The sequence below is a fragment of the Stratiformator vulcanicus genome (assembly GCF_007744515.1).
GTDB classification, from domain to species: Bacteria; Planctomycetota; Planctomycetia; order Planctomycetales; family Planctomycetaceae; genus Stratiformator; species Stratiformator vulcanicus.
This window is the reverse complement of record NZ_CP036268.1, coordinates 872517-892193: the sequence shown is the minus strand read 5'-3', so window position 1 is coordinate 892193 and position 19677 is coordinate 872517. Positions and strand designations below refer to the sequence as shown.

Sequence of the window (19677 nt, the reverse complement as noted above, 5' to 3'; positions counted from 1 at the left end):
TCTATTGCCCGACCACCCGCAAAACCGACTTCGCGTTTTTAAGGTCGGAAGACTTAATTCCCAGACCGGGTGTATCAGAGATCGTGACCTTTCCGTCATTAATTCGGCCGGTTTCGCGATATTCCTGATGGGGGCCGATGTTCGGGACGATCGAGGCAAATTGAAGCATTGGGTTGGCCTGACCCCCGACCTTCGGACTGTGTGGCGTGACCTTAAGACCGAATTTGCCGGCAATCTTTGCGAGCCGAAGGCAGCGGATCATGCCGCCGTGATAGAACAGGTCGGGTTGCACAAGGTCCAGCGCCCCGTGCCGCATCATCCAGCGAAGCTTCGGCAGGCTCGAGTCCTGCTCCCCGCCGGCGATCGGTAGCTCCAAAGCCTCGGCGACCTGTCGCGTCGATTCAAAATCTTCCCAAGGGCAGGGTTCTTCAAGAAAACCGACGCCCGACTTGGCAAATTCCCGCCCCAGCCGAATCGCTCCCTCAGTCGTATAGGAGCCGTTTGCGTCGAGGTAGATCGCGACATCATCGCCGAATTCGCTTCGCGCGAGCTCGACCATCTTAAGGTCGCGTCTCGCCTGTGCTTTGGTGTTCGACATCCGGCGACCGACCTTCAGCTTACAAGCCGTCGCGCCGGTGCGTTTAAGAACGTCAGCGACACTTGCTACTTCGCCGGCGGCCGCGTTATCCCGATTAAAGCGCGAAATATAGATCGGAACTTCGTTGCGCCGTCGATCAGCAAACAGCTCCCCGACGGGCTTGCCCACCTGCCGACCGAGCATATCGAGCGTTGCCAGTTCAACCGCCGCAACGCAGATCCAAAATGGCACACCGCCCAATTTATAGTTGCTGTTCGCGACGTAAACGCCATCGACCAGCGTTTCGAGGCTCCAGCCATCGCGACCGAGAAAGTAAGGGGCAACCGCGTCGTTGAGCAGCGAGCGGGACTTCATAACCCGATTCGGAACCTCGGCGACCCCAAAGGCCGTTTCGGGACCACTCACCCGGCACCAGTACCTGTTGCGATCTTGCAGCAGTTCAATGGCTGCAATCGCGAGCGACTTAACTGCGAGGTTTTTGCGGAGTTTTAAACCGCCCTCAGCGTGATCGCCTCCGTCGGCGACCGTCCAATAAGCTGTGAAAAGGCCGGCCGCTGAGCCTGCGAGAAAACGGCGGCGATTGAGCGAACGTGGTCTTTCGCCAAATAATGTCGCGATTATCGATTCCATCTTACAATATTAAGAACTAGTCAAATTTCAAGTCATCGTTCGTCAGCCCACGTTGTGAGAGATGGCGTATCGTAACGATCTCAATTGTGCCTCCGACGAACCGAAATATCGCCCGGTGTGTCTTGTTGCGACCGCTCCCGTAGTGCAATTCGAATAGTCGTTCTTCGAAAAACTCTTGCTCTTGAAGCGGAGTCAGGCCGATCTCGTCTTCAATGAAACGAAGCTTTTTCATTTCAATTAAAAAGCCGTCATACCATTGTCGGGCGATTTCCGAAATTCCTGAACGCTCTTGATACCATGCCGTCGCTTGAGCCAATTGAGACTCTGTCTCAGCTGTAAGCCGAATCGGACGTGGCATCAAACCGCTCCGCCGGATTCGAAGAAGTTCTGACGCAGTTCCGCTTCGACCTCTTCAATCGGCCGGGTCCGTCCGGCTCGCGAGTCGTCGAGCCCACGCCGAATCGACTCAATGTCAGCAAAGAGTTTCGAATGAGCTTCAATTTCCGCGTCAGATGCCATCCAGTCTTCACCACGAGTCTCACGAAGTTTGATAAGGCCCAAGAGCGTTACGGGATCCTCGGCAATGAAACGGCCGAGCGGCCCTTCGGCTTCACAAAGACAGGTATCTCCGGAGGGGAACTTCAGGTCGTAACCCAACTGTCGAATAGCCAAGCACGCTGGCACGGTCGTATTTCCGGCAGTTGCGATGGTCGTTACTGACATGTTTTCAGTACTTTCTAAGGCCCGGGAATCGTATCGAGAACGTCGCGGCAGAGCTTTCGCAATTGCTCGTGGGTCACCTGCAGGTCGACCAGCATTCGGCCTGAGGTCGTCTTGTCGGTCCAGTATCGCCGGAGCGTGAAGCGACCGGTGTTCGATTTCGAAAGCATGATCTCGTAATACTGCGTTTGCGTCCCCTGTGCGTCCGGCGGCGTCGAACGAATCTGTACCTCATCGTGAGTCGGATCGAGTTCGATCACGCCGAGGCCTTCGAGGAGATAGGTAATCCGTTTCGTTAATGCGGCGGCCCACTCTTCGAGCTTGTCGAAAGGCGCACCCGCCAGATGAGGGACGTCAACAGTCAATTCCTTCAGTGACGCGGACATGGAGTCCACCCCAACGAACTCAATGGAGACCACCACACCGCCTGCGGCGTTCAATGTCGAGACCGTCGTCCCCGGCCCATTAAAGCCAGCAAGGCGTTTCAATTCGGTGTCAAGTTGAGGCTGGACGGACATTGCTGGCAAGCGAGTGGTCAAAGGAAAGTGGTGATTATAGACTCTTCAATCTCTTACATCGGCGCGACGTCGTGTTCTTCGCCGTCGAAGGTCATCAGGGCCGGCTCCTCGTCGATGACGGTTTCAATATTGACCGGTCGGCCCCAGAGCAATTCCAGGTTTTGCATTACGTCGCGTGCGTAGTCCTGTCGCAACTCAATGCCTTGGAACTCATGCTTTAAGAGTAATTCGCCCCGGTTGCCGAAGTTGCCGTCGACAACCCGAATGACAGGACGACCGTGATTGGTCAAGCTCGTCAGCAATTGCTGTTTGATCTTTTGAAATTCGCGGCTGGCGATTTCATAGAAATCGTTGGAGTCATTATAGGCGAAACTGAACATCTTGTGCTTCGCGCAGAACTCCGGCGTCAGGAATTCGTCAATAAAAGTAATGTCATTGTGGATCCGCCGGACCTCAAAAATCTTTTCCCGACCCAGCCCGAGATCGAGATTCCAGTTTTCCTTCCGATCCACATCATCGCATTGCTCCCACTCCAAACCGAACTGCCCTTTGTCCCACCGCTCCTCGATGTCACGAAATAGTTCGATGCCGAGCTTATACGGATTGAGTCGCTGCGGGCTTGTCGCCATCGTTCCGGAGTGATGGTCGGCGTAGGTGACGACCTCCGAAGGATCGAGTGCGAATTGCGTCATGATGGTGGTGTGCCAATAGCTGGCCCAGCCCTCATTCATGATTTTCGTCTGCCCCTGCGGAGCGTAATAATAAGCCTCATCACGAATGATGCTTAAGATGTCTCGCTGCCAGTCTTTGAGCGACGAGTGTTCCAAGAGAAATAACAGCACGTCCCGCTGAGGCGCGGCCGGAAATGACCGACTCTCTTCGCTGGCTCGCCTGCGCTCCTTCTGATCGCTCTCCTCCAAAGCCATCACTTCGGGCGGATTAATGAACGAATCCATGTAACCCTTCGCTTCAAAACGGCGAGGGGTGACTTTGTCGCCATCAGGGGTGCTGTCGCTTTTTTTGCGATCTTTCGGGTCAACGAACGGAAGGTGAGGGTCGATCAGGTCGTCGATCGAAAGCGCGCAGTCGATCATCCGTTCGACTTCTTCGAATCCGTAGCGATCGACATACCGACCAATCCTCGCGGCATGGTTGGCCATCTGATCGAGCATTCGCCGATTAGTCCGGCTGAACCAGTAGTTGTTCTTAAAAAAGTCGACGTGACCGTAGACATGCGCGATCACGAGCTTCTGATCGGCCATCTCGTTCGCGGTCAAGAGATAGGCATAGCTCGGGTCGGTATTAATGACCATCTCGTAAATCTTCGAGAGGCCGTAAGAGTACGACTTCATCATTTCGTCGTATTCGGCGCCGAACTTCCAGTGCGGATAGCGGATCGGAAAGCCGCCGTAGGCGGCGAGCATCGACATCTCTTCGTAGTCGACCATCTCAAAAATGGTCTCGAAGAAATCAAGCCCGTATTCCCGAGCCTTGTCCTCGATCCGATCCTGTAAGGAGCGGATTTCGGCGGGGAGTTCGCGTTGGGTGGAGATGGGCATTTCGAGTCGAGGGTCGAGAGTTGAGGGTCAAGAGCTAACAGTTGGATGAACCGCGACCCGGGCGTGAGAAATTTAGCTTAAAGCCAATCGGATTCACTTTAGTCGGAACTCCTGGACCAGTTCGGGGGGAAACAGTTCCGCGACCTTCTTTTGAAAGTTGGGCAGGACAGAGCCGCCATCGACTTGGTCGTCGATCTCCAGATATTGCGGCTCCTTCGCGGCATCGCGGTATACCCATATCGTCAGATCATCCGGATGCACGAGCCAAATGAGGGGAATCTTCGCCGCACGATAATCGGCCAGCTTCTCTTTAATCGCGAGTAGCGCATCGCTTGGCGAGATAATTTCGACCGCAATGTCGGGGCGTTCGAGGCAGAAGCCTTCGCGATCGGGTCGTTGCGGGCGAGTTGATTTCAGCAGTACCGAGACATCCGGCTTGCGTACACGATTCGGGTCGTCGGGGAAGCAGCGATATTGAACCGTCTCTGAGCAGACCCATGCGTGGCCATTTTCGGCGACATGGCCGGTCAACACGAACGCGATCCAGCTAGCTAACCAACCCGACTCGGTGCTCATCGCAGGCTCCACCAGTTGTCCGTCGACAAGTTCGTATTGGTCCCCGTCCTGCATGTCGAGCAGGTCTTCGGGAGTCAATCGCTGTTGGATGGCGGTGCTCATCAAGGGCTCATTTCGTTTGAATCGTGTTGAAGCCAACTCCGGGCGCTGACGCTTCCGGCTCGCCTCACCGCCCCGTTCCCAGAAACGTCTTAATTGAATCGAAGATCGCATCCTTGTCGTCGATTTCCGATAGGATCATCTGCTCGTATTCGTCTTTAATGCGCCGGAGTTCGCGGATGTAGTCGCCGGAGCCGTAGGGGCTTTCGACTTGCCCGTAGCAGAACAGGTTGCAATGGGGCAGGATCGAGTCGGTCAGTACTTTCAGGCAGCCTTCGTTGTCTTCGCCCCAGTTATCGCCATCGGAAAACTGAAAGCAGTAGATGTTCCAGTCGGCCGGCGGGAAGTCGCGGTCGATGATTATGCTACAGGCCTTGTAGGCACTGCTGATGCGCGTGCCGCCTGATTCGCGCGTGCGGTAGAACGTGTCTTCATCGACCTCATGGGCGACGGCATCGTGGACGATGTAGCGACGTTCGACGCCGTCGTACTGCTTTTTGAGCCAGGTATCGATCCAGAAAGATTCGATCCGCACGATCTCCTTCTGCTCATCGGTCATCGAGCCGGACACATCCATCATGTAGATGATCGCGGCGTTGGCCTGCGGCTCCAGCACCGGTTTCCATGAGCGGTATTCTTCGTCGCCTCTGACGGGGATGATCCGCGGCTCCTTCGGATTGAATTCGCCCGCCGCAATCTGCCGCTTGAGCGCTCGCTTGTAGGTTCGTTTCACGTGACGCAGGGAATCGGGGCCGGTGCGGCGGATACTTGAGTACTTGTCCTTACGGCTCTTGATGCTGTCTTTGCCCTTGGGCTCGATGTTGGGCAGCGCGAGTTCGGCGGCGAGCATCTCGGCCAATTCGTCCAGCGTCACCTCAACCTCGCGCACGTGGCCGCCCGGTTCGCTGCCGGCTTGGCCGGTGCCGTCGCCGTCCTGATCGCCGCCGCGACCGATCGGGGTTCCGTCTTCGCCTTCCCCCTGTCCGACGCCACCGGAGCCTTTGTTGCCGTGACGGAACCGTGGCGTCTCGACATTCGGTACGGGGATACTCACGGTCTCACGGCCCTTGCGTCCGTAGAGTTCCCCATGGGTTATGTAGCGACGCAGGTCCTTGCGAATGCGGCCCCGGACGATGTCCTTGAACCGCTGCATGTCCTGATCTATGGCCCGGCTCATGATGGGTCATTCGGCCCAAAGCCGATGCTTCGAGCCGCCTGTGTTCGTGTCGTATTCGAGTCCTACGAATCGTCGCGATCCGTCGCAAAGTACTCCCAGTCTACATTATACGCACCCCCCGTGGGGAAGCAGAGACGGCGGCGACCGGCGGTTTGAGCGAAACCATTTCCCAACGTATCGCAATTGCCACAACTGTCGAAGATCAATCGCTGCAGCGGCTTGCCGACACTTTCTGCACAAGCTCAGCGGGTCAAGAAAATTTTTCTGCGATGTCGCTAACTCTTGCAGCGCCGAGCGATGAGTCGAACTGCCCGAATTGGATTCACAATTGCTTCAAAAATCTTTCCCGAAGTCGATGGAGACTCCACCGGGAGATTGATACAACAACTCGCCGTCCCGATGATCTGTCGGGACTGAACGTGTCGATCTTCGGAGTCGCTCACCCCGACGATTTCTGCCGTGCAACGTCCGCAGGGCAGTTGAACGCGACACTTCAATAATGCCTGATTATTTCTATTCGCATCGATACTCGTGGTTCGACAAAATCGGACGATGAGCGCTTATCGTGAAAGGCTTGCGGAATGAGCATGGCGATCGCTTCGGTCCATGGCAGACAGATTCTCGACAGCCGCGGAAACCCGACCGTTGAGGTCGACGTTGTGCTCGAAGATGGCATGGTCGGACGGGCCGCCGTCCCGAGCGGCGCCAGCACCGGTGCCCACGAAGCCCACGAATTGCGAGACGGCGACAAGAGCCGCTTCATGGGAAAAGGCGTTTCCCAGGCGGTCAAGAACGTCAACGAAGAAATTGCCGAGGCGCTTGTCGATCTCGATGCGACCGATCAGATGCAAATCGATCGCGTGATGCTCGAACTCGACGGCACTGAGAACAAGAGCCGACTCGGGGCGAACTCGATTCTCGCCTGCTCGCTGGCGTCAGCCCATGCGGCCGCGAAGTCGAGTTTCCTGCCGCTGTTCAAGTACCTCGGCGGCGTCGGCGCCAACACGATGCCGGCTCCCATGATGAATATCATCAACGGCGGGGAGCACGCGTCGAACGGCATCGACATGCAGGAATTCATGGTGATGCCCCTCGGGTTCGACAATTTCAGCGAGGCCCTGCGGGCCGGCGTCGAAACCTTCCACCACCTCAAAAAGGTGCTGTCTGACAAGGGGATGAGTACCGCCGTCGGTGACGAAGGCGGGTTCGCTCCCGATCTGCCCAACAGCGAAGAAGCGATCGGCGTGATTCTCAAGGCGATCGAAAACGCCGGCTACACGCCCGGCGAACAGATCAAGATCGCCCTCGATTGCGCCGCGACCGAGTACTACTCGGACGGCAAATACACGATCGAAGGCAAAAGCTACGGCGGAGACGAAGTCGTTGACCTGCTCAAAGGCTGGGTTGAGAAATACCCGATCTGCTCGATCGAAGATGCCTGTGCGGAAGATGACTGGGAGACTTGGAAGAAGCTCACCGATGCCGTCGGCGACGAAGTCCAACTGGTCGGCGACGACCTGTTCGTCACGAATGTGAAACGCTTGGAAAAAGGCATCGAAGACGAAGTCGCCAACAGCATTTTGGTCAAAGTCAATCAGATCGGCACGCTGTCGGAAACGATCGAAGCCGTGCAGACGGCCTATCGCAACGGCTACACCGCCGTCATGAGCCACCGCTCTGGCGAGACCGAAGACACCACGATCGCCGATCTTGCCGTGGCGCTCAATACCGGACAAATCAAGACCGGCTCGGCGAGCCGGACCGATCGAATCGCGAAGTACAACCAACTTCTGCGAATCGAAGAGTTGCTCGGGGCCGACGCCAATTACGGCGGCACGATTGCCTGACCGAGGCGTTGACCTGGGTCGCGCGACATCCCGATGGACCGGGATGGCCGACCCGCTTTTGACTTGCTAGAACCCATCCCGCGTCGAGTCGGCTGCCCCATACCAAACTGTTAATGCAGCTCTAATTTCGACAACCGTATCTGACAACAAATTCTGACAACTGCTCCTTGAGTCGGTCACATGGATGGTGACTCGTCGGCCATGGATGGCCCTTCTTTTCCCCCGGGTCGACGCCACCGCCGTTTTCCGTTGACTCGTATCGACGGCATCGCGCTGGCCACCATGTCGATTGCCGCAGCCTTGCTGGCGATTGTGCATCTGGCACCAAAGGCCGTTCGGCTCGACGAGTTGACGACCGCGTACCGCTCCGATCATCTCAAACTGGTCGAGTTGGCCCGACAGGTCGAACGTCTCGAGTCGATCGCCGGAACTCTGCGAAATGATCCCGGCTTCGCCGAACAAATCGCGAGGATCGAGTTCGCAGCCGGGCGTCAGGGTGAAGAGGTCATTCCGGTCGACCCGTCGCTCCGCCTCAAGTCGCAACCGTCGTTCTCGCCGATGGATGAGCCGGTGACCTCGGTCGTCCGCGGATCAACCGCGGCGATGCTGTTGCGTCCGATCGCGGAATCAAGCGTGATTCGCTGCACAGCCGTCGTGATTGCCGCGTCGCTGATGGTCTTCGGACTGATCCTCAGCAGCGATCGCAGCGAGGGCGAAGTCAAAGCCGCCACGTCGAACCTCGCCGCGTGGACCCGTCGCGGACTGCGGCGCTATCGACGCTCCGGCCCGCATCGTTAACCGGTTGGCGGGGCAGGGCGGCGATGCAGCGGTGATGCGATTCTCCAACGCGCGCTCATAGCTCGGATCGAACCGCTTCGTATCGGCTCTTCGGCTCAGACGGATTCTTCGGACGCCAGCGATTATCGGCAACACGCGGCAGATCCGGTGCGACCGGCACCGATTGCCGGGAACGCGTCAGCCGCCTGATCGTTCTGCTTTCGCTCACCCTTGACTTTTCCGATGGGAGAATAACGGACTCGCCATGTGCGGCACGACGGGCGCACCGCTCGCGGAGCTTCACCAGTAGAAAAGGGAATCGTATGTCGACAAAAACTGGAATTGCCGATCGGCGTCCGCTCGATCCGATCCGAGAACTTCGATTGCGGCGATGGGCTCGCGAGAATTACGTCACCGGCGAAGAACGGAACGCGGGCTGGCATCCGATCGTGCTCGACGAAATGTCCCGGCGCGATGCCGAAATGGCGAAGCCGAGCCGTTCATCGTTCGTTCCGCTGGCACCGGGAACCTCGCACGAGGTTCACGCGGCTCATGAAACGCTGGCCGGGCCGAAGTTCGCCCGTTCGCGAGTGCGATCGAACGAGACGGCCGACCTGCCCGAATGGAGCCTCGTCGAAAGCGATTGAGCCGAGTTGGAAGTTGACCGCGAAATTATCTTCGCGGTCAGGCTCCGTTCGCGTTCACGCCACCTTTGCCGTCGGGCGTTGGGCTTCGGCCCGCGTGAGTTCCGCATGTGCCAATGCTCCGCGGGCGGCCGTGTAAGCGGCGTCCGCGACGCGGATTTCCGACACGTCAAAGGGTAAGTCGGCCGAACGCAATCGCGATTCGAGAAACGGAACGAACCCGCGAATCTGCGTCGGACCGCCGGCACAGACGAGGGGCAGTTTCCCCGGCACGCCGGCCATAACCGTCTTCCCGGTTAGCTCAGTCGCCTGCAGGATGATCGAGTCGAGCCATCGCGTGTAGGCGGCTTCGATCTGCTTCGCCCGGGCATCGCCAGGATTGAGCAGGCTGCCACTCAGATTTTCCCTGGAGCGACCGACGCTCGCGTCGTCACGAAAGCGAACTCCGGCGGTGTCGTAGATGTGCAGGTCATCGGCTTCGGCGATCGCCCGATCGATATCGGCGGTCCCGACATCGATTAGAATGTGAGCGGCACGGCGACCGTGATGAATGACGGCGAATTCGGCGGAGTTCGCCCCTAACGTCAGCACGGCTCCGGTCAGCATTTCCTGACTGAGCGTTGCCAGGGCGACCGCGTCGGCGGCGCGAATTTGCTCTGCGACGTATCCTCGCAACTCGACCAGATGCGTCAGGAAGTCGGCTCCGTCAGCCGTTCCGCTGTGGGGAAGAACCAACCCGCAAACCGGGCGTGTCCCGCTCAGCGTCGGGGCCGGCAATAGGCTCTCGATCAGCGCCGCGATGACCTGCCGAGCCGGGGGATCGTTCGAGGGGACATTCCCGCCCGGCAGCAGTTCGATCGACGGTTTCCCGACGAGCGCCGCCGATTCCAAGGCGGCTTCTCCCAAGAGGATCAGATCGCTTTGGCAAACCGCATAGGGGAGCGAAGCCCGCTCCAACAGGCGGCGGGCCGCGGGTGTATCGTCGACCATACTGCATCGCGACGGCACCGCACGCGCGACCAATCGGCCATCGATGGCGCGCAACGAGCGAAATCGATCCGTTCCGAGATCAAGACCGATATTCATGGCTTACCTCAATTCGTAACGCTGACAAAATTGGAATTGGTCGGCGGCGACGTGCGCGGCTTGAAAATCCTTGGAGACCTGTCGCGGGCAATCCCGCCATTATTCGGATGGGGTCTTTGAGTACTGCCGGGCCAGAGCGCGGGTGAGCGAATCCTCGGCGGAGTTCGACGCGGCCACCTCGGCGGCGGCATCGACGCGATAGGACGGTGAGACCGCGGCGGCGGTCTCTGCGGCTTCACGTTGCTGCTGACGTCCGTCGCCGGTCCGCAGAAAATGCGGAGCGTCGAGCACGTTCTCGGCCGCGTCGACTCGCAGCCGGGCCAAGCCGGTCGAGCGACCGTGAATATGGAGTTCGCTGGGCCAGAGGACCGGCTCTTCTTCGATCGATTCGGCGTGGCACATCAACGCGATCGCCGTCATGAACGGATCGTCCGCGACTTCTTCCGTCGTTTCAGAAGAAATCGGTTCTTCAATCGCGATTGATTCTTGAACAGGAATCGGCGCGGAATCGAACTCGGTCTCTTCCGACTCCGTTGTGGTGACCTCTGTTTCGACGGCGAGGCTCGCTTCCTCGGCGATCACCACGTTCGCGTCATCCTCTTGATGCGAAGTCGTTTCCGGAAGTGATTCCTCCGGCTCCGGCACGGCGGCGATAATCGGAGCGGCAGCCACTGCGATTTGATTCGCTGGCGCGGTCGCTCGTTCTTCGCTGATGGCAACGGCACTGCGTGAACGTCGAAGAATCGTCGCCACCCAATCGCGATGAAGTGGGAACGCGCGGAAGTCGGATCGGAACGCCAGGAATTGGCGGATACCGAAAAACACCAAGGTGCCGAGTCCGAAGGCCGCCGGCAGCGACGTCAGTAGAATCAGAATGGTCGAGACCGTCCCGGCTTCCGCAACTTGTTCGGTCGCTTCGCCTTCTTCGACGAGTTTGATCTCACCGGAGTCAGTAGTCAGCCCTTCGGTCGGAGGCGGAACATTTTCGACTCCGGTTCCGGAAATCGAGTTGGAAGCAGCTCCGCCGGGCGGGTCGATGAAGGAGAGGTGTGAACCGGTCGAATCGGCGACCTGTAGTGGATTGTCAGTCGGCGGGGGCGGAAGCATTTCGAGCTTCGGAATCGATGTCAGATCGCTCATCAGCGGGCCATCATCGATCGACGAAATTTCGCCCGGACCGTCGAATGCCGGTTCCGGGGTGATCGCCGGTCCGGTCGGCAGCGGCGGAAGCGCCGGCGCTGCGGTCGTTGGTGCCGGCGGAATGGCTTGTCCATCGGTCAGGGCGATTGCCGAGGCATCAACGGCGATCGGCTCCGGCAACGTCGGAATCGTTTCGGCGCGAACGCGGCGCGGGTCGAACACGAGTACCGAACCTTCCGGCAGGGGCCGATCCGATATCGCCTTGCCATTCATTCCGGCGGCGATCACGTGGATGTCCCGCGCGGGATCGAGGTGGGTTTGACCGAGGCTCGCGACCATCGCCCGCGGCGTTGCCCGTTCTCCGGCCACCTTCAGAATTACCGGTCGTTCGGCGATCCCGACCACGGCCAATTGCACGGCCGGTCGCGCCGCATCATTTGTCTTGGCAAATTTTCGCTCCGCGCGATACGCCGTCTGTGTCACGCCGGTGACACCGAACCGCCGCCCCCTCGTGCCATCGATCACAAGCACGTCACCGGGGACGAGGCGATAGTCACTGCCGGGGCGGACCGACATTTGAATTCCGGTTCGTCCGTGGCGAATGATCCGCACCGAGCCGGTTGCTTCGTCCGTCAGCGGACCGGCAACTTTCAAGACCTCACCGATGGTGGGACTGGCTGAATCGAAATGATACGAGCCCGGTCGCGCGATCTGCCCGATGACTCCGATGTACGTCGCCGACGTCGCGCCATTTTGGAATGATTGAACTTGGTGCCGCGTTGCGGTCTGGGCTCTCGGGCCGGCCGCCTCGGTCCGGATTGGCATCGCGATGCACAATCCGGCGCAGACGATACCGGCAGCCCCAAACGTGGTGATTCGATCGGATCGCAAGGTCTTCATTCGGCGCATCCTTCGTTGTCGGCCGCAGCGCAGACGACGGTTCCTCGGCGGAAAAAACCGCATAGTTTACCTCATCGGCACAAACGGTCGGCCCGCTGAAGCAAACTTCGATAGCCAAGCGATCTTGAAAACTCGCGGCGAAGAGCGATTCGACGTGACCGAGGAACCAACGACGTAAGTATTGAATCGAGAAAGAGTTGCGAATCGGACGCGGACCCGTCGCTCGTTCGCGATCGAGCGGCGATTTCAGTTCTCGCCCTGCGGAGTCGGCCTGCCGGAGGCTTCACGGACTTCGGCGAGTCGGCGAATTAGCCGGGCGGCCGCGGCGCGATCACGCGGGGCCTTCGCATTACTTCCCGTCTCACGAAAGACCGCGCGGACATCAGCGACGGAGCTGTTCATTCGGTCCGCGATCGGGGCGAGCACGCGATCTTCACGCCCTTTCAAGCGCCGCAGTTTTAGATCGGAAATGAGTGCTTCGCGATACCGGATCAGCAACCGGCGACCGTCTCCCTGGCGGTAGTGCAGGGTGCCGGCTGCGTCCGCGTGGGCGACGATATCGTCTCGAACCGGATCGGCGACGGCGATGCCCGGTCCGAACGGCCGCGACTGCCACCACGCGAACAGCAGCAATGCGATGAGGCATTGCATCGTGAACGGGCGAAAGGGCTCGGAAATCAGAAGCGAAACGATCCGCGGCGTGCCCGAGACGTTGAGAGATTCGTCGAACACATAGACGCTTCGGATGTACGTCGCCCCCTCGAGCAGACGCCATGTGATCACACTCGTCAAACCGCGACCGAGGCCGATATTGGTCAGCGGTGAATCGGTCGCGACGATCGTCAGTTCGCCGTCGCCGATGGCGATGCGTCCGGCTTGAACGGTGCCGTCGATCTCCAGGATCGGTTCGACGCCGGAACCTTCGATCCGGCCGTAAGACGTCCAAGCGTAGGAATCGACGGCGTCACCCCAGTCAAGAATTAGATCGCCACTCTCATCATCGGGGGCGACCTCAAGTGGTTCCCCCAACTCGACGACAGCGATGTCGTAGCCCGGAACTTCGAATTCAGGTTGGGCACTGTTCGCCGCGAGCACGACCGCTCCGCCTTCGTCGATCCAGTCGAGCAGGACCGACCACTCGGCGGGGGTCGGGTAGCGAGCCGGTCCCGCGAGGACCAGCACTGTTTCCCACGGATCGAATTTGCTCGTATCGCCGAGCACCCGCGTTAAGTCCTCCGTATTTCGTCGCGCTTCCACTCCGAGCGCATCACACAAGCGGACGGCGGCGAGTTTGCCGAGTGCGTTATCAGAGTAGCTGTCGGAGGGATCGGGGGGCGTGAGATCGGGCAGGGTGACGGGCAACACGATTGCGATCAGTACCGCCGCCGCCCAACGCAAATCAGTTTCAAAGTGGGATCGCAACTTCACGTCGTCGCCTCCGCGACCGGCACGGTGGCACGATCATAAGCGGAGAGAGACTGTTCGAACGCGGTCCGATCGGCCGAGCGCCGGCCGAATCCGATCGGGTGATAGATGCGGAGTACGGCCTTAAGCGCCTCATAAAGCGACGGTTCACTGCGGGCGGCCCGCAGGTAGTCAAAGTGGGTCAAACCTCGACGGGGGCGGATCATGCCGGCACGTTCTAACCGCGCGAGCAAACCGATCAGCAGCAAGGCGATCGCCTCCCCGAAGCGTCCTTCGCGCGCAGCCTCGACGGCCGCGTCCCGCCGTTGATCTGATCCCAACCCCACGGCTCCGGCGTCGACCCCTTCTTCTTCGACATCGACAATCGTCGCTTCGTTGACCGATCCCATCGCCCCGCGCGATTGCCGTTCGCTCAGCGCTCGGAACACGAGATAGACGATCGCCAGCACAACGATCCCGATCAGTCCGTAGGCGAACAAGTGGAGTAAACCGCCGAACAATTCGCCGAGCAATCCGGCGGACCGAATCGATGTTTGATTCGATCGCGACGACTGCGGTTGCTTGGCGGTCTCCGGCTCCTTCTTCGTCTTCTCGCCACCGGAAGCTTGGCCCTCGAAATCGGCAAACCGTTGCAAGTCGGGAGACTGCATGACCGACTCGGCGGCATCGCGAATCTCTTCAGCCGTGAAGACGTCGTCGTCCCACCCCAACCCGTCCGAAACGTAATTCGCCTCCGCTCCCTCAGCCGATTCCGCAGCGACGACATGTGTCGATAGTCCGAAAAACGCCGCGACCACAAGCGCGACAGACGCGACGCCGCTCAGCCGATTTCTGCTCTGTCGGGTGTCGATCAATCTGTTCATGCGGAAGCGCTACGTTGCTACGTTCGAGGAAGTATCCGCGACAGCGGTCGTCCGGCTGCTCGCTCTCCGTTCGGCCGACGAAGCCGGACCGAGTGACTCGAGTTCTTTGCCGATCTCCAATTCTAGATCCCAGCAGTCGAACCGAACCCGGGTATCGAGATAGCCAAAGTACCACGCGATCCGGCACACGATCCACGCGCAAATAGCGGCCGCGACGAAACACGTTGCAACGACCGGGTCGGCTAACACGCCGCGCAGAATAAGCCATTGATCAGAGACCTGAGTCATCTCCACGAACGCTCCGCCGAACGATGCCGTCCCCGTCGCCGTCGAATACAACCATTGCAGTGTCCAACAAAGCACCGCGGTGAATAGCATCGTCAATCCCGCCAACACGAAGCCGCGGCCGAGCGATTCGCTACGAGAGTCAATCCCCCGAAACAGCGCATCGGCTCGAGCGTTATGGAGTTCCGGGTTGCGACTTCGAAACGCGGCTCGCTCCGTCGCGAATGCAGAGCGAACGCTCACCCAAACCGAGATCAGAAGCGCCGGAAGGATTAATATCCCGCCCGCAATCTTCCACTCCGATGTCGGCCCGAAAAACAACATTGCCGGCACTGCCGCATCGAGGACGCTCTTGACGATCCGGCGGGGAATTAAGCGGCGGACCTGCCGGGGCATGGGAAAGCGATTGGCGATCAGCATCGCCGAACGCATGGCGAGGACACCGCCCCAGATCAAAGCAAAGATGAGAAACCCATTCGAATTCGGCAAACGCGCTCCACCGAAAAACCTCGATTCGATCAGAGCGATCACGAGCAACGCGAGTCCGGCAAGTGCGCCGGCGTTGGGTGCGGCGGCCCACCATCGTGCGGCATTCGAGCGTTGCTGCGGGGCGACATCGAATCGGCCATCAAAGAGAACGCGCGTCATCGCGGAGGGAATCACCAGATTGAGCAGCACGACCGTTGTGTAAACCACGACGAGTGCAACCCGCAAATCGCCTCCGGCGAATCGACAAATCGTGAAGACAATCGCGATCGACGGGGCAAGCACCGCTGCCGCCAGCAGACCGATCTCGGACGCGAAATTCGCGACGATCGCGGCCGCGGCGTCAAGACAACCAAGGACGTTGCGCGGCTCTAACGGCAATCGAACGGAAGCCACCGTCGCGAGACCGTCGCTGTGAGCTGCTTTGCCGTTGCGACCGGTCGGAATCGGCTCAGACTTTGCGCCACTCATCTCCGCACCTCGGCGGGCGCTCTCGCTGCGCCGCGGCCCGATAAGCCGAGGTATAACGCAACCGTGATCCAAAGCAGCCCGCCAATGCTGTACTTAATCGACGGGTCGATCGGCAGAGGTGACCAATAGGCCTCAATCAACGCGGCGACAACCAGCATCGCGGCAGCGCCAAGTCCGATCTGCATCGCCGCGACACCGCGAACGCGGAGACTCTCCAACCGCGAACGATTGCCCGGATGAATCATCGCATCGGCGATCATCAGACCCGCGCCCCCGGCGACCGCGATCGCCGTCAGTTCGAATGATCCGTGAGACACCGCGAAACTGAAGAGCCGCTCACCATTGCCCTGCGCCTGCACATACCCGAAGACCGTCCCCAGCACGATGCCGTTAAACACGAGCACGTACACGGTGCCAATCCCGAAGGTCGCCCCGAGCAGAAAGCAGCGAATGGCAATCCCGGCGTTGTTCATCACATAAAAGCCGAACATCAAATTGCGTTCTTCACCGAACCCGCCGAAGCTCAGTTCCTCTTCTTCCTCGCCGCTCGCGTCATCACTCTGTTCGGCCGGGCCGTACATCTGATCAAACTGCTCTAAGTTCGCCGGCGGAAGGACCTTCTTTGCCAATTCCACATTTGCAGCGACCGCGATCCACGACGCCACAAACGGCCCGAAGAATAGGAGAGAGGCCGCTACGAAATAGCCGATATTCGATCGGAACAACCGCGGAAAATCGACGGTCAGATACCGAGACGCTTTCGCGATGCTTCCCGACGGGGCTGAATAGAAGACGTTATAGCCGCGGGCTGCGAGATCATTAAGGTAGGCCTCTAACGCCGGGTCCCAATCTTGCGCGCGAATAATTGCCAGATCGGCTGATATCTCGCGGAGTCCTTGCGAAAGATTGTCGACGTCGGCAGCCGTCCTCGTGCGAGCGACCACGTTGTCCATCGACTCGAGCAAATCGGAAAATTGATCCCAATGCTCGCGGCGGCGCTTAATGAAGTCCTGCTTGGTCATGACACGCCCCTCCCGATCGCACGGGCCGACGCAAATGAGTCTTGCCCGTCAATTGCCGCGACCCCGGCCTGCCGTTCGACTTCGTTGCGTCGCAAGAAGGTGGCGTGAACCCGTGCCAGGAAGGCCATCGGATATTTCGCGACCACGTCGACGTCGCCGCTGAAATTAAGACGTTCGGCCAGCGCCATCGCGAGCGGCCGCGCCATCTGGTGCCCGCGGCGCACAGAAAGCACATGCCGCCGGGCCAGAAATCGATCGATCAGAGAAAGCACCGACTGCGAAGGCACGAACGAATTAATCTCTCCCCGCGAAAGCGATTCAATTTTATCGAGGATGACCGGCTGCGTCGGCAGTTTTGCCGGTCGATCCTTAATCACGATCGTTCGCCCGACCCAATCGCCGATGCGGCGAAAATCAGGCGACAGGGTCATCGAGATTAAGCCAATGCCGTAGAAGCCGAGGGAATCAACAATCCGCAGCAAGTTCCGCGTCACCGAAGTCCAGAAGGTAACGGGGTAACCCCGTTCGTGAATCACCCGCAATCCGAAAACGCGTTTGCCGATCGAGCGTCCATTCCAATAGTACTCTAATAAGACGAAGTAGAAGAACGTGTTGGCAAACATGATGAGCATAAATACGCCGATAGCCGTGCCGGGCAGCAACACACCGGCACACATAATCGGCACGGCAATCGCGCTCGTCGCCATCAGGCGAACCACCATATCAATAAAATAAGCCGCGGCCCGGCTACCGGGCCCGGCCGGTGTATAAGACAGCCGGACATTTTCGGGCGTGACGATCTTTAAAGAAAACCCGGGCAGTTCGCGGTCGAGCGAATCGCCCGTGCGCTGCCAATCCCGCGTTCTTGAATTCTTGCGATCGGCGGGGGCAATCATGGAGTCTGCGAACTAACTTCGTTTTACGTTACATTGCCAATCAATTAACCTGCGAGGCTGCGAAGCACATCAAGGTTGGCCTTTGCCTGCTCCGTAGCCTGTTGACGAACCCGTCTCACGACCCATTTGAGTCGCCGAAAAGCAGTTCTGTCAGCGAGAGGTATTCCGTAATTCGCTTATCAATAACGTCGATTGATCGATTCCAGAATTCAGGTTCGGTCAGATCGTAGCCGAGCGTGCTTTGGACCGCTTCCTCCGCCGTCATGCATCCCGTAGCAATTAAGAATTCGCGGTAGGCCGAGGGAAAGTCATCGATTTCATCAGCCGCGGCATACAGCCCGAGCGAGAGCAGGTAACCGAAGGTGTAGGGGAAGTTATAAAAGGGCAGCTCACTGATATAAAAGTGAAGTTTTCCGGCCCAGAACCGCTCGTGCCAGCCGTCCGCGGCGAGTGAGTTTTGATATCCCTCTTTCTGCGCGGCAAGCATTAATTCGCACAAACGATCGGCGGTTAACTCGCCTTGAGCCCGCTCTTGATAAAAGGCACTTTCGAAAATAAACCGCGAGTGGATATTCATCAGGTACGAAACCGCGTCGAACAACATGTGGTCGAGCGTGACGAGCCGGTCGTCGGCGGACTCCGCCTGATCGAGTCGGCGTTGGCCCAGCACCTGTTCAGCAAAGGTGGAGGCGGTCTCCGCCAGATTCATCGGGTAATCCTGAGAAAAGACCGGCTGGTCCTTTAACACCCAGGCGTGATAGGCATGGCCCAGCTCGTGCGCGAGCGTCGACATGCTGTCGGCTGACTCCGTGAAGGTCATAAAGATTCGCGTTTGCTTCTGCCCGGGAAAGTCGGTGCAGAACCCGCCCTGTCGCTTGCCCCCACGGTTCTCGGCTTCGACCCATCGATCCCGGATCGCCATGCGGGCGAACTCTCCGAAGTCGGGGCTGAATCCGTCGAAGGTATCGAAGATCATCGCGCAGGCGTCGTCATAGCTCAGCCGGGCATCAGACCCCCTTACGACCGGAAAGGGCGTCGCCTGGTCGTACCAAGCAAGTTTTTCGAGGCCGAGCACCTTCGCTTTGCGATCAACGTAATCGACGATTCGCGACTTGCGGTTGGCGACGGCCGACCACATCGCGTCGAGCGTTTCCCGCTTCATTCGATTATAGAGCAGCGGAGCCGTCAGGTGGTCTTCCAGACCCAGCCGACGATACCGCGTCAGGCGGGTTCCGGCGATGTGATTGAGCGCATCGGCGCAGTCGTCCGCGACCGTTTCCCAAGCTTTATCAGCGGCGAAAAAATTGTTCTGCCGCACGTTCCGCTCACGCGAGTCGAACGTGACCTGCCCGACCGACTTCTCCACCAGTTCGCCGCGCTCCATTACCGTAATGCGGAGGTCGCCACTGATCCGGTCATACAGCCGGCCCCAAGCGTGAATGCCGTCGACACCAAGTTCGGCGGCGAGCAACTCCTGCTCGCGCGGGTAGCGCAGGGCCGCGACCGATTTCGAGTTTTGAAGAAAGAACGCGTTGCGACGCAACTCCGGATCGGTCGAGAGGAACGACTCCAACTCTGAACCGTCCAAGTCCTTGAGTCGGAGTTCCACGTTCGTGGCAATGGCTTCCAGAAAGGGCGACAGCGAAGCCAGGTGGGCCTCGTACTTCCGATAGGTGGCGTTCCCCGCATCGGCGGCGGCATGACATCCGATGAACGATCTCAAATCACCGGCGCGTTCGGCGACTCCACCGTAATCTCGCAGGAAATGCACCCATTCCGAGGTCGAATGGGCATCCGGCTCGACCGCGGAGAGTGCCTCGGACCTTGTCGCCAGTTTTTTCAGATCGCCCTCATAGGTATCGATGATGCCTTCGAACGCGGGCGTTTCCGGATTCGGAAAGATCGAGTCGAGGTCCCAGGTCAGCGGGTAAGTCGCGGCGGACATGCACGGTTCCGTC

The 19677-nt window shown here is 59.1% G+C and carries 18 protein-coding genes; 3 read left to right on the top strand and 15 right to left on the bottom strand.

All coding sequences use genetic code 11. The features are described from left to right. Position 1: 1 nt before the first annotated feature. From Pan189_RS03270 to Pan189_RS03240, 7 genes are all read right to left on the bottom strand, one after another. Positions 2 to 1228: a mandelate racemase/muconate lactonizing enzyme family protein gene (locus tag Pan189_RS03270; RefSeq protein ID WP_145362533.1), complete on the bottom strand. Its 1227-nt coding sequence runs from the start codon at positions 1226 to 1228 to the stop codon at positions 2 to 4. Between the two features lie 16 nt (positions 1229 to 1244). Continuing rightward, positions 1245 to 1586, bottom strand: coding sequence for a hypothetical protein (locus Pan189_RS03265; protein ID WP_145362532.1), 342 nt, complete (start codon positions 1584 to 1586; stop codon positions 1245 to 1247). Beyond that, on the bottom strand, positions 1586 to 1951 hold the full coding sequence (locus Pan189_RS03260; RefSeq protein WP_145362531.1) for a hypothetical protein: 366 nt from the start codon (positions 1949 to 1951) through the stop codon (positions 1586 to 1588). Before Pan189_RS03260 ends, Pan189_RS03265 begins: the two co-directional genes overlap by 1 nt. A gap of 14 nt (positions 1952 to 1965) precedes the next feature. After that, complete coding sequence (locus tag Pan189_RS03255) at positions 1966 to 2334, bottom strand: hypothetical protein (RefSeq protein ID WP_310821025.1); 369 nt, start codon at positions 2332 to 2334, stop codon at positions 1966 to 1968. Between the two features lie 185 nt (positions 2335 to 2519). Next, entirely contained in the window at positions 2520 to 4025 is a 1506-nt protein-coding gene (locus Pan189_RS03250; protein ID WP_145362529.1) for a SpoVR family protein, read from the bottom strand. A 93-nt stretch (positions 4026 to 4118) separates the two neighbouring features. Beyond that, positions 4119 to 4703 (bottom strand): Uma2 family endonuclease, encoded by a 585-nt coding sequence (locus Pan189_RS03245; protein ID WP_310821024.1) that lies wholly within the window; start codon positions 4701 to 4703, stop codon positions 4119 to 4121. A 64-nt stretch (positions 4704 to 4767) separates the two neighbouring features. After that, positions 4768 to 5877, bottom strand: coding sequence for a DUF444 family protein (locus Pan189_RS03240; RefSeq protein WP_145362527.1), 1110 nt, complete (start codon positions 5875 to 5877; stop codon positions 4768 to 4770). A gap of 581 nt (positions 5878 to 6458) precedes the next feature. On the opposite strand from Pan189_RS03240, the gene eno reads away from it, so the two are divergent. The 3 genes from eno (at position 6459) to Pan189_RS03225 (ending at position 9148) form a co-directional block, all read left to right on the top strand. Then, positions 6459 to 7724, top strand: a complete 1266-nt coding sequence (gene eno, locus Pan189_RS03235) for a phosphopyruvate hydratase (RefSeq protein WP_145362526.1) — start codon at positions 6459 to 6461, stop codon at positions 7722 to 7724. Between the two features lie 180 nt (positions 7725 to 7904). Then, positions 7905 to 8522, top strand: coding sequence for a hypothetical protein (locus Pan189_RS03230; RefSeq protein ID WP_310821023.1), 618 nt, complete (start codon positions 7905 to 7907; stop codon positions 8520 to 8522). A 302-nt stretch (positions 8523 to 8824) separates the two neighbouring features. Further along, positions 8825 to 9148, top strand: coding sequence for a hypothetical protein (locus Pan189_RS03225; protein ID WP_145362524.1), 324 nt, complete (start codon positions 8825 to 8827; stop codon positions 9146 to 9148). 54 nt (positions 9149 to 9202) lie between these two features. On the opposite strand, the gene Pan189_RS03220 is transcribed toward Pan189_RS03225, so the two are convergent. From Pan189_RS03220 to Pan189_RS03185, 8 genes are all read right to left on the bottom strand, one after another. Further along, the gene (locus tag Pan189_RS03220) at positions 9203 to 10231 is read right to left on the bottom strand and encodes a disk-shape morphogenesis protein volactin (RefSeq protein WP_145362523.1); all 1029 of its coding nucleotides are present in this window, start codon (positions 10229 to 10231) and stop codon (positions 9203 to 9205) included. 99 nt (positions 10232 to 10330) lie between these two features. Further along, on the bottom strand, positions 10331 to 12271 hold the full coding sequence (locus Pan189_RS03215) for a polysaccharide biosynthesis/export family protein (protein WP_145362522.1): 1941 nt from the start codon (positions 12269 to 12271) through the stop codon (positions 10331 to 10333). Between the two features lie 246 nt (positions 12272 to 12517). Beyond that, the gene (locus Pan189_RS03210) at positions 12518 to 13699 is read right to left on the bottom strand and encodes a DUF4350 domain-containing protein (protein WP_145362521.1); all 1182 of its coding nucleotides are present in this window, start codon (positions 13697 to 13699) and stop codon (positions 12518 to 12520) included. After that, positions 13696 to 14559, bottom strand: coding sequence for a DUF4129 domain-containing protein (locus Pan189_RS03205; RefSeq protein WP_145362520.1), 864 nt, complete (start codon positions 14557 to 14559; stop codon positions 13696 to 13698). The genes Pan189_RS03210 and Pan189_RS03205 overlap by 4 nt, the downstream gene beginning before the upstream one ends. A 9-nt stretch (positions 14560 to 14568) precedes the next feature. Then, the gene (locus Pan189_RS03200) at positions 14569 to 15801 is read right to left on the bottom strand and encodes a hypothetical protein (RefSeq protein ID WP_145362519.1); all 1233 of its coding nucleotides are present in this window, start codon (positions 15799 to 15801) and stop codon (positions 14569 to 14571) included. Continuing rightward, positions 15798 to 16823 (bottom strand): stage II sporulation protein M, encoded by a 1026-nt coding sequence (locus Pan189_RS03195; protein WP_145362518.1) that lies wholly within the window; start codon positions 16821 to 16823, stop codon positions 15798 to 15800. The genes Pan189_RS03200 and Pan189_RS03195 overlap by 4 nt, the downstream gene beginning before the upstream one ends. Beyond that, positions 16820 to 17719, bottom strand: a complete 900-nt coding sequence (locus tag Pan189_RS03190) for an RDD family protein (protein WP_145362517.1) — start codon at positions 17717 to 17719, stop codon at positions 16820 to 16822. Before Pan189_RS03190 ends, Pan189_RS03195 begins: the two co-directional genes overlap by 4 nt. Positions 17720 to 17834: 115 nt before the next feature. Beyond that, the gene (locus Pan189_RS03185) at positions 17835 to 19664 is read right to left on the bottom strand and encodes a M3 family oligoendopeptidase (RefSeq protein WP_145362516.1); all 1830 of its coding nucleotides are present in this window, start codon (positions 19662 to 19664) and stop codon (positions 17835 to 17837) included. Positions 19665 to 19677 lie beyond the last annotated feature (13 nt).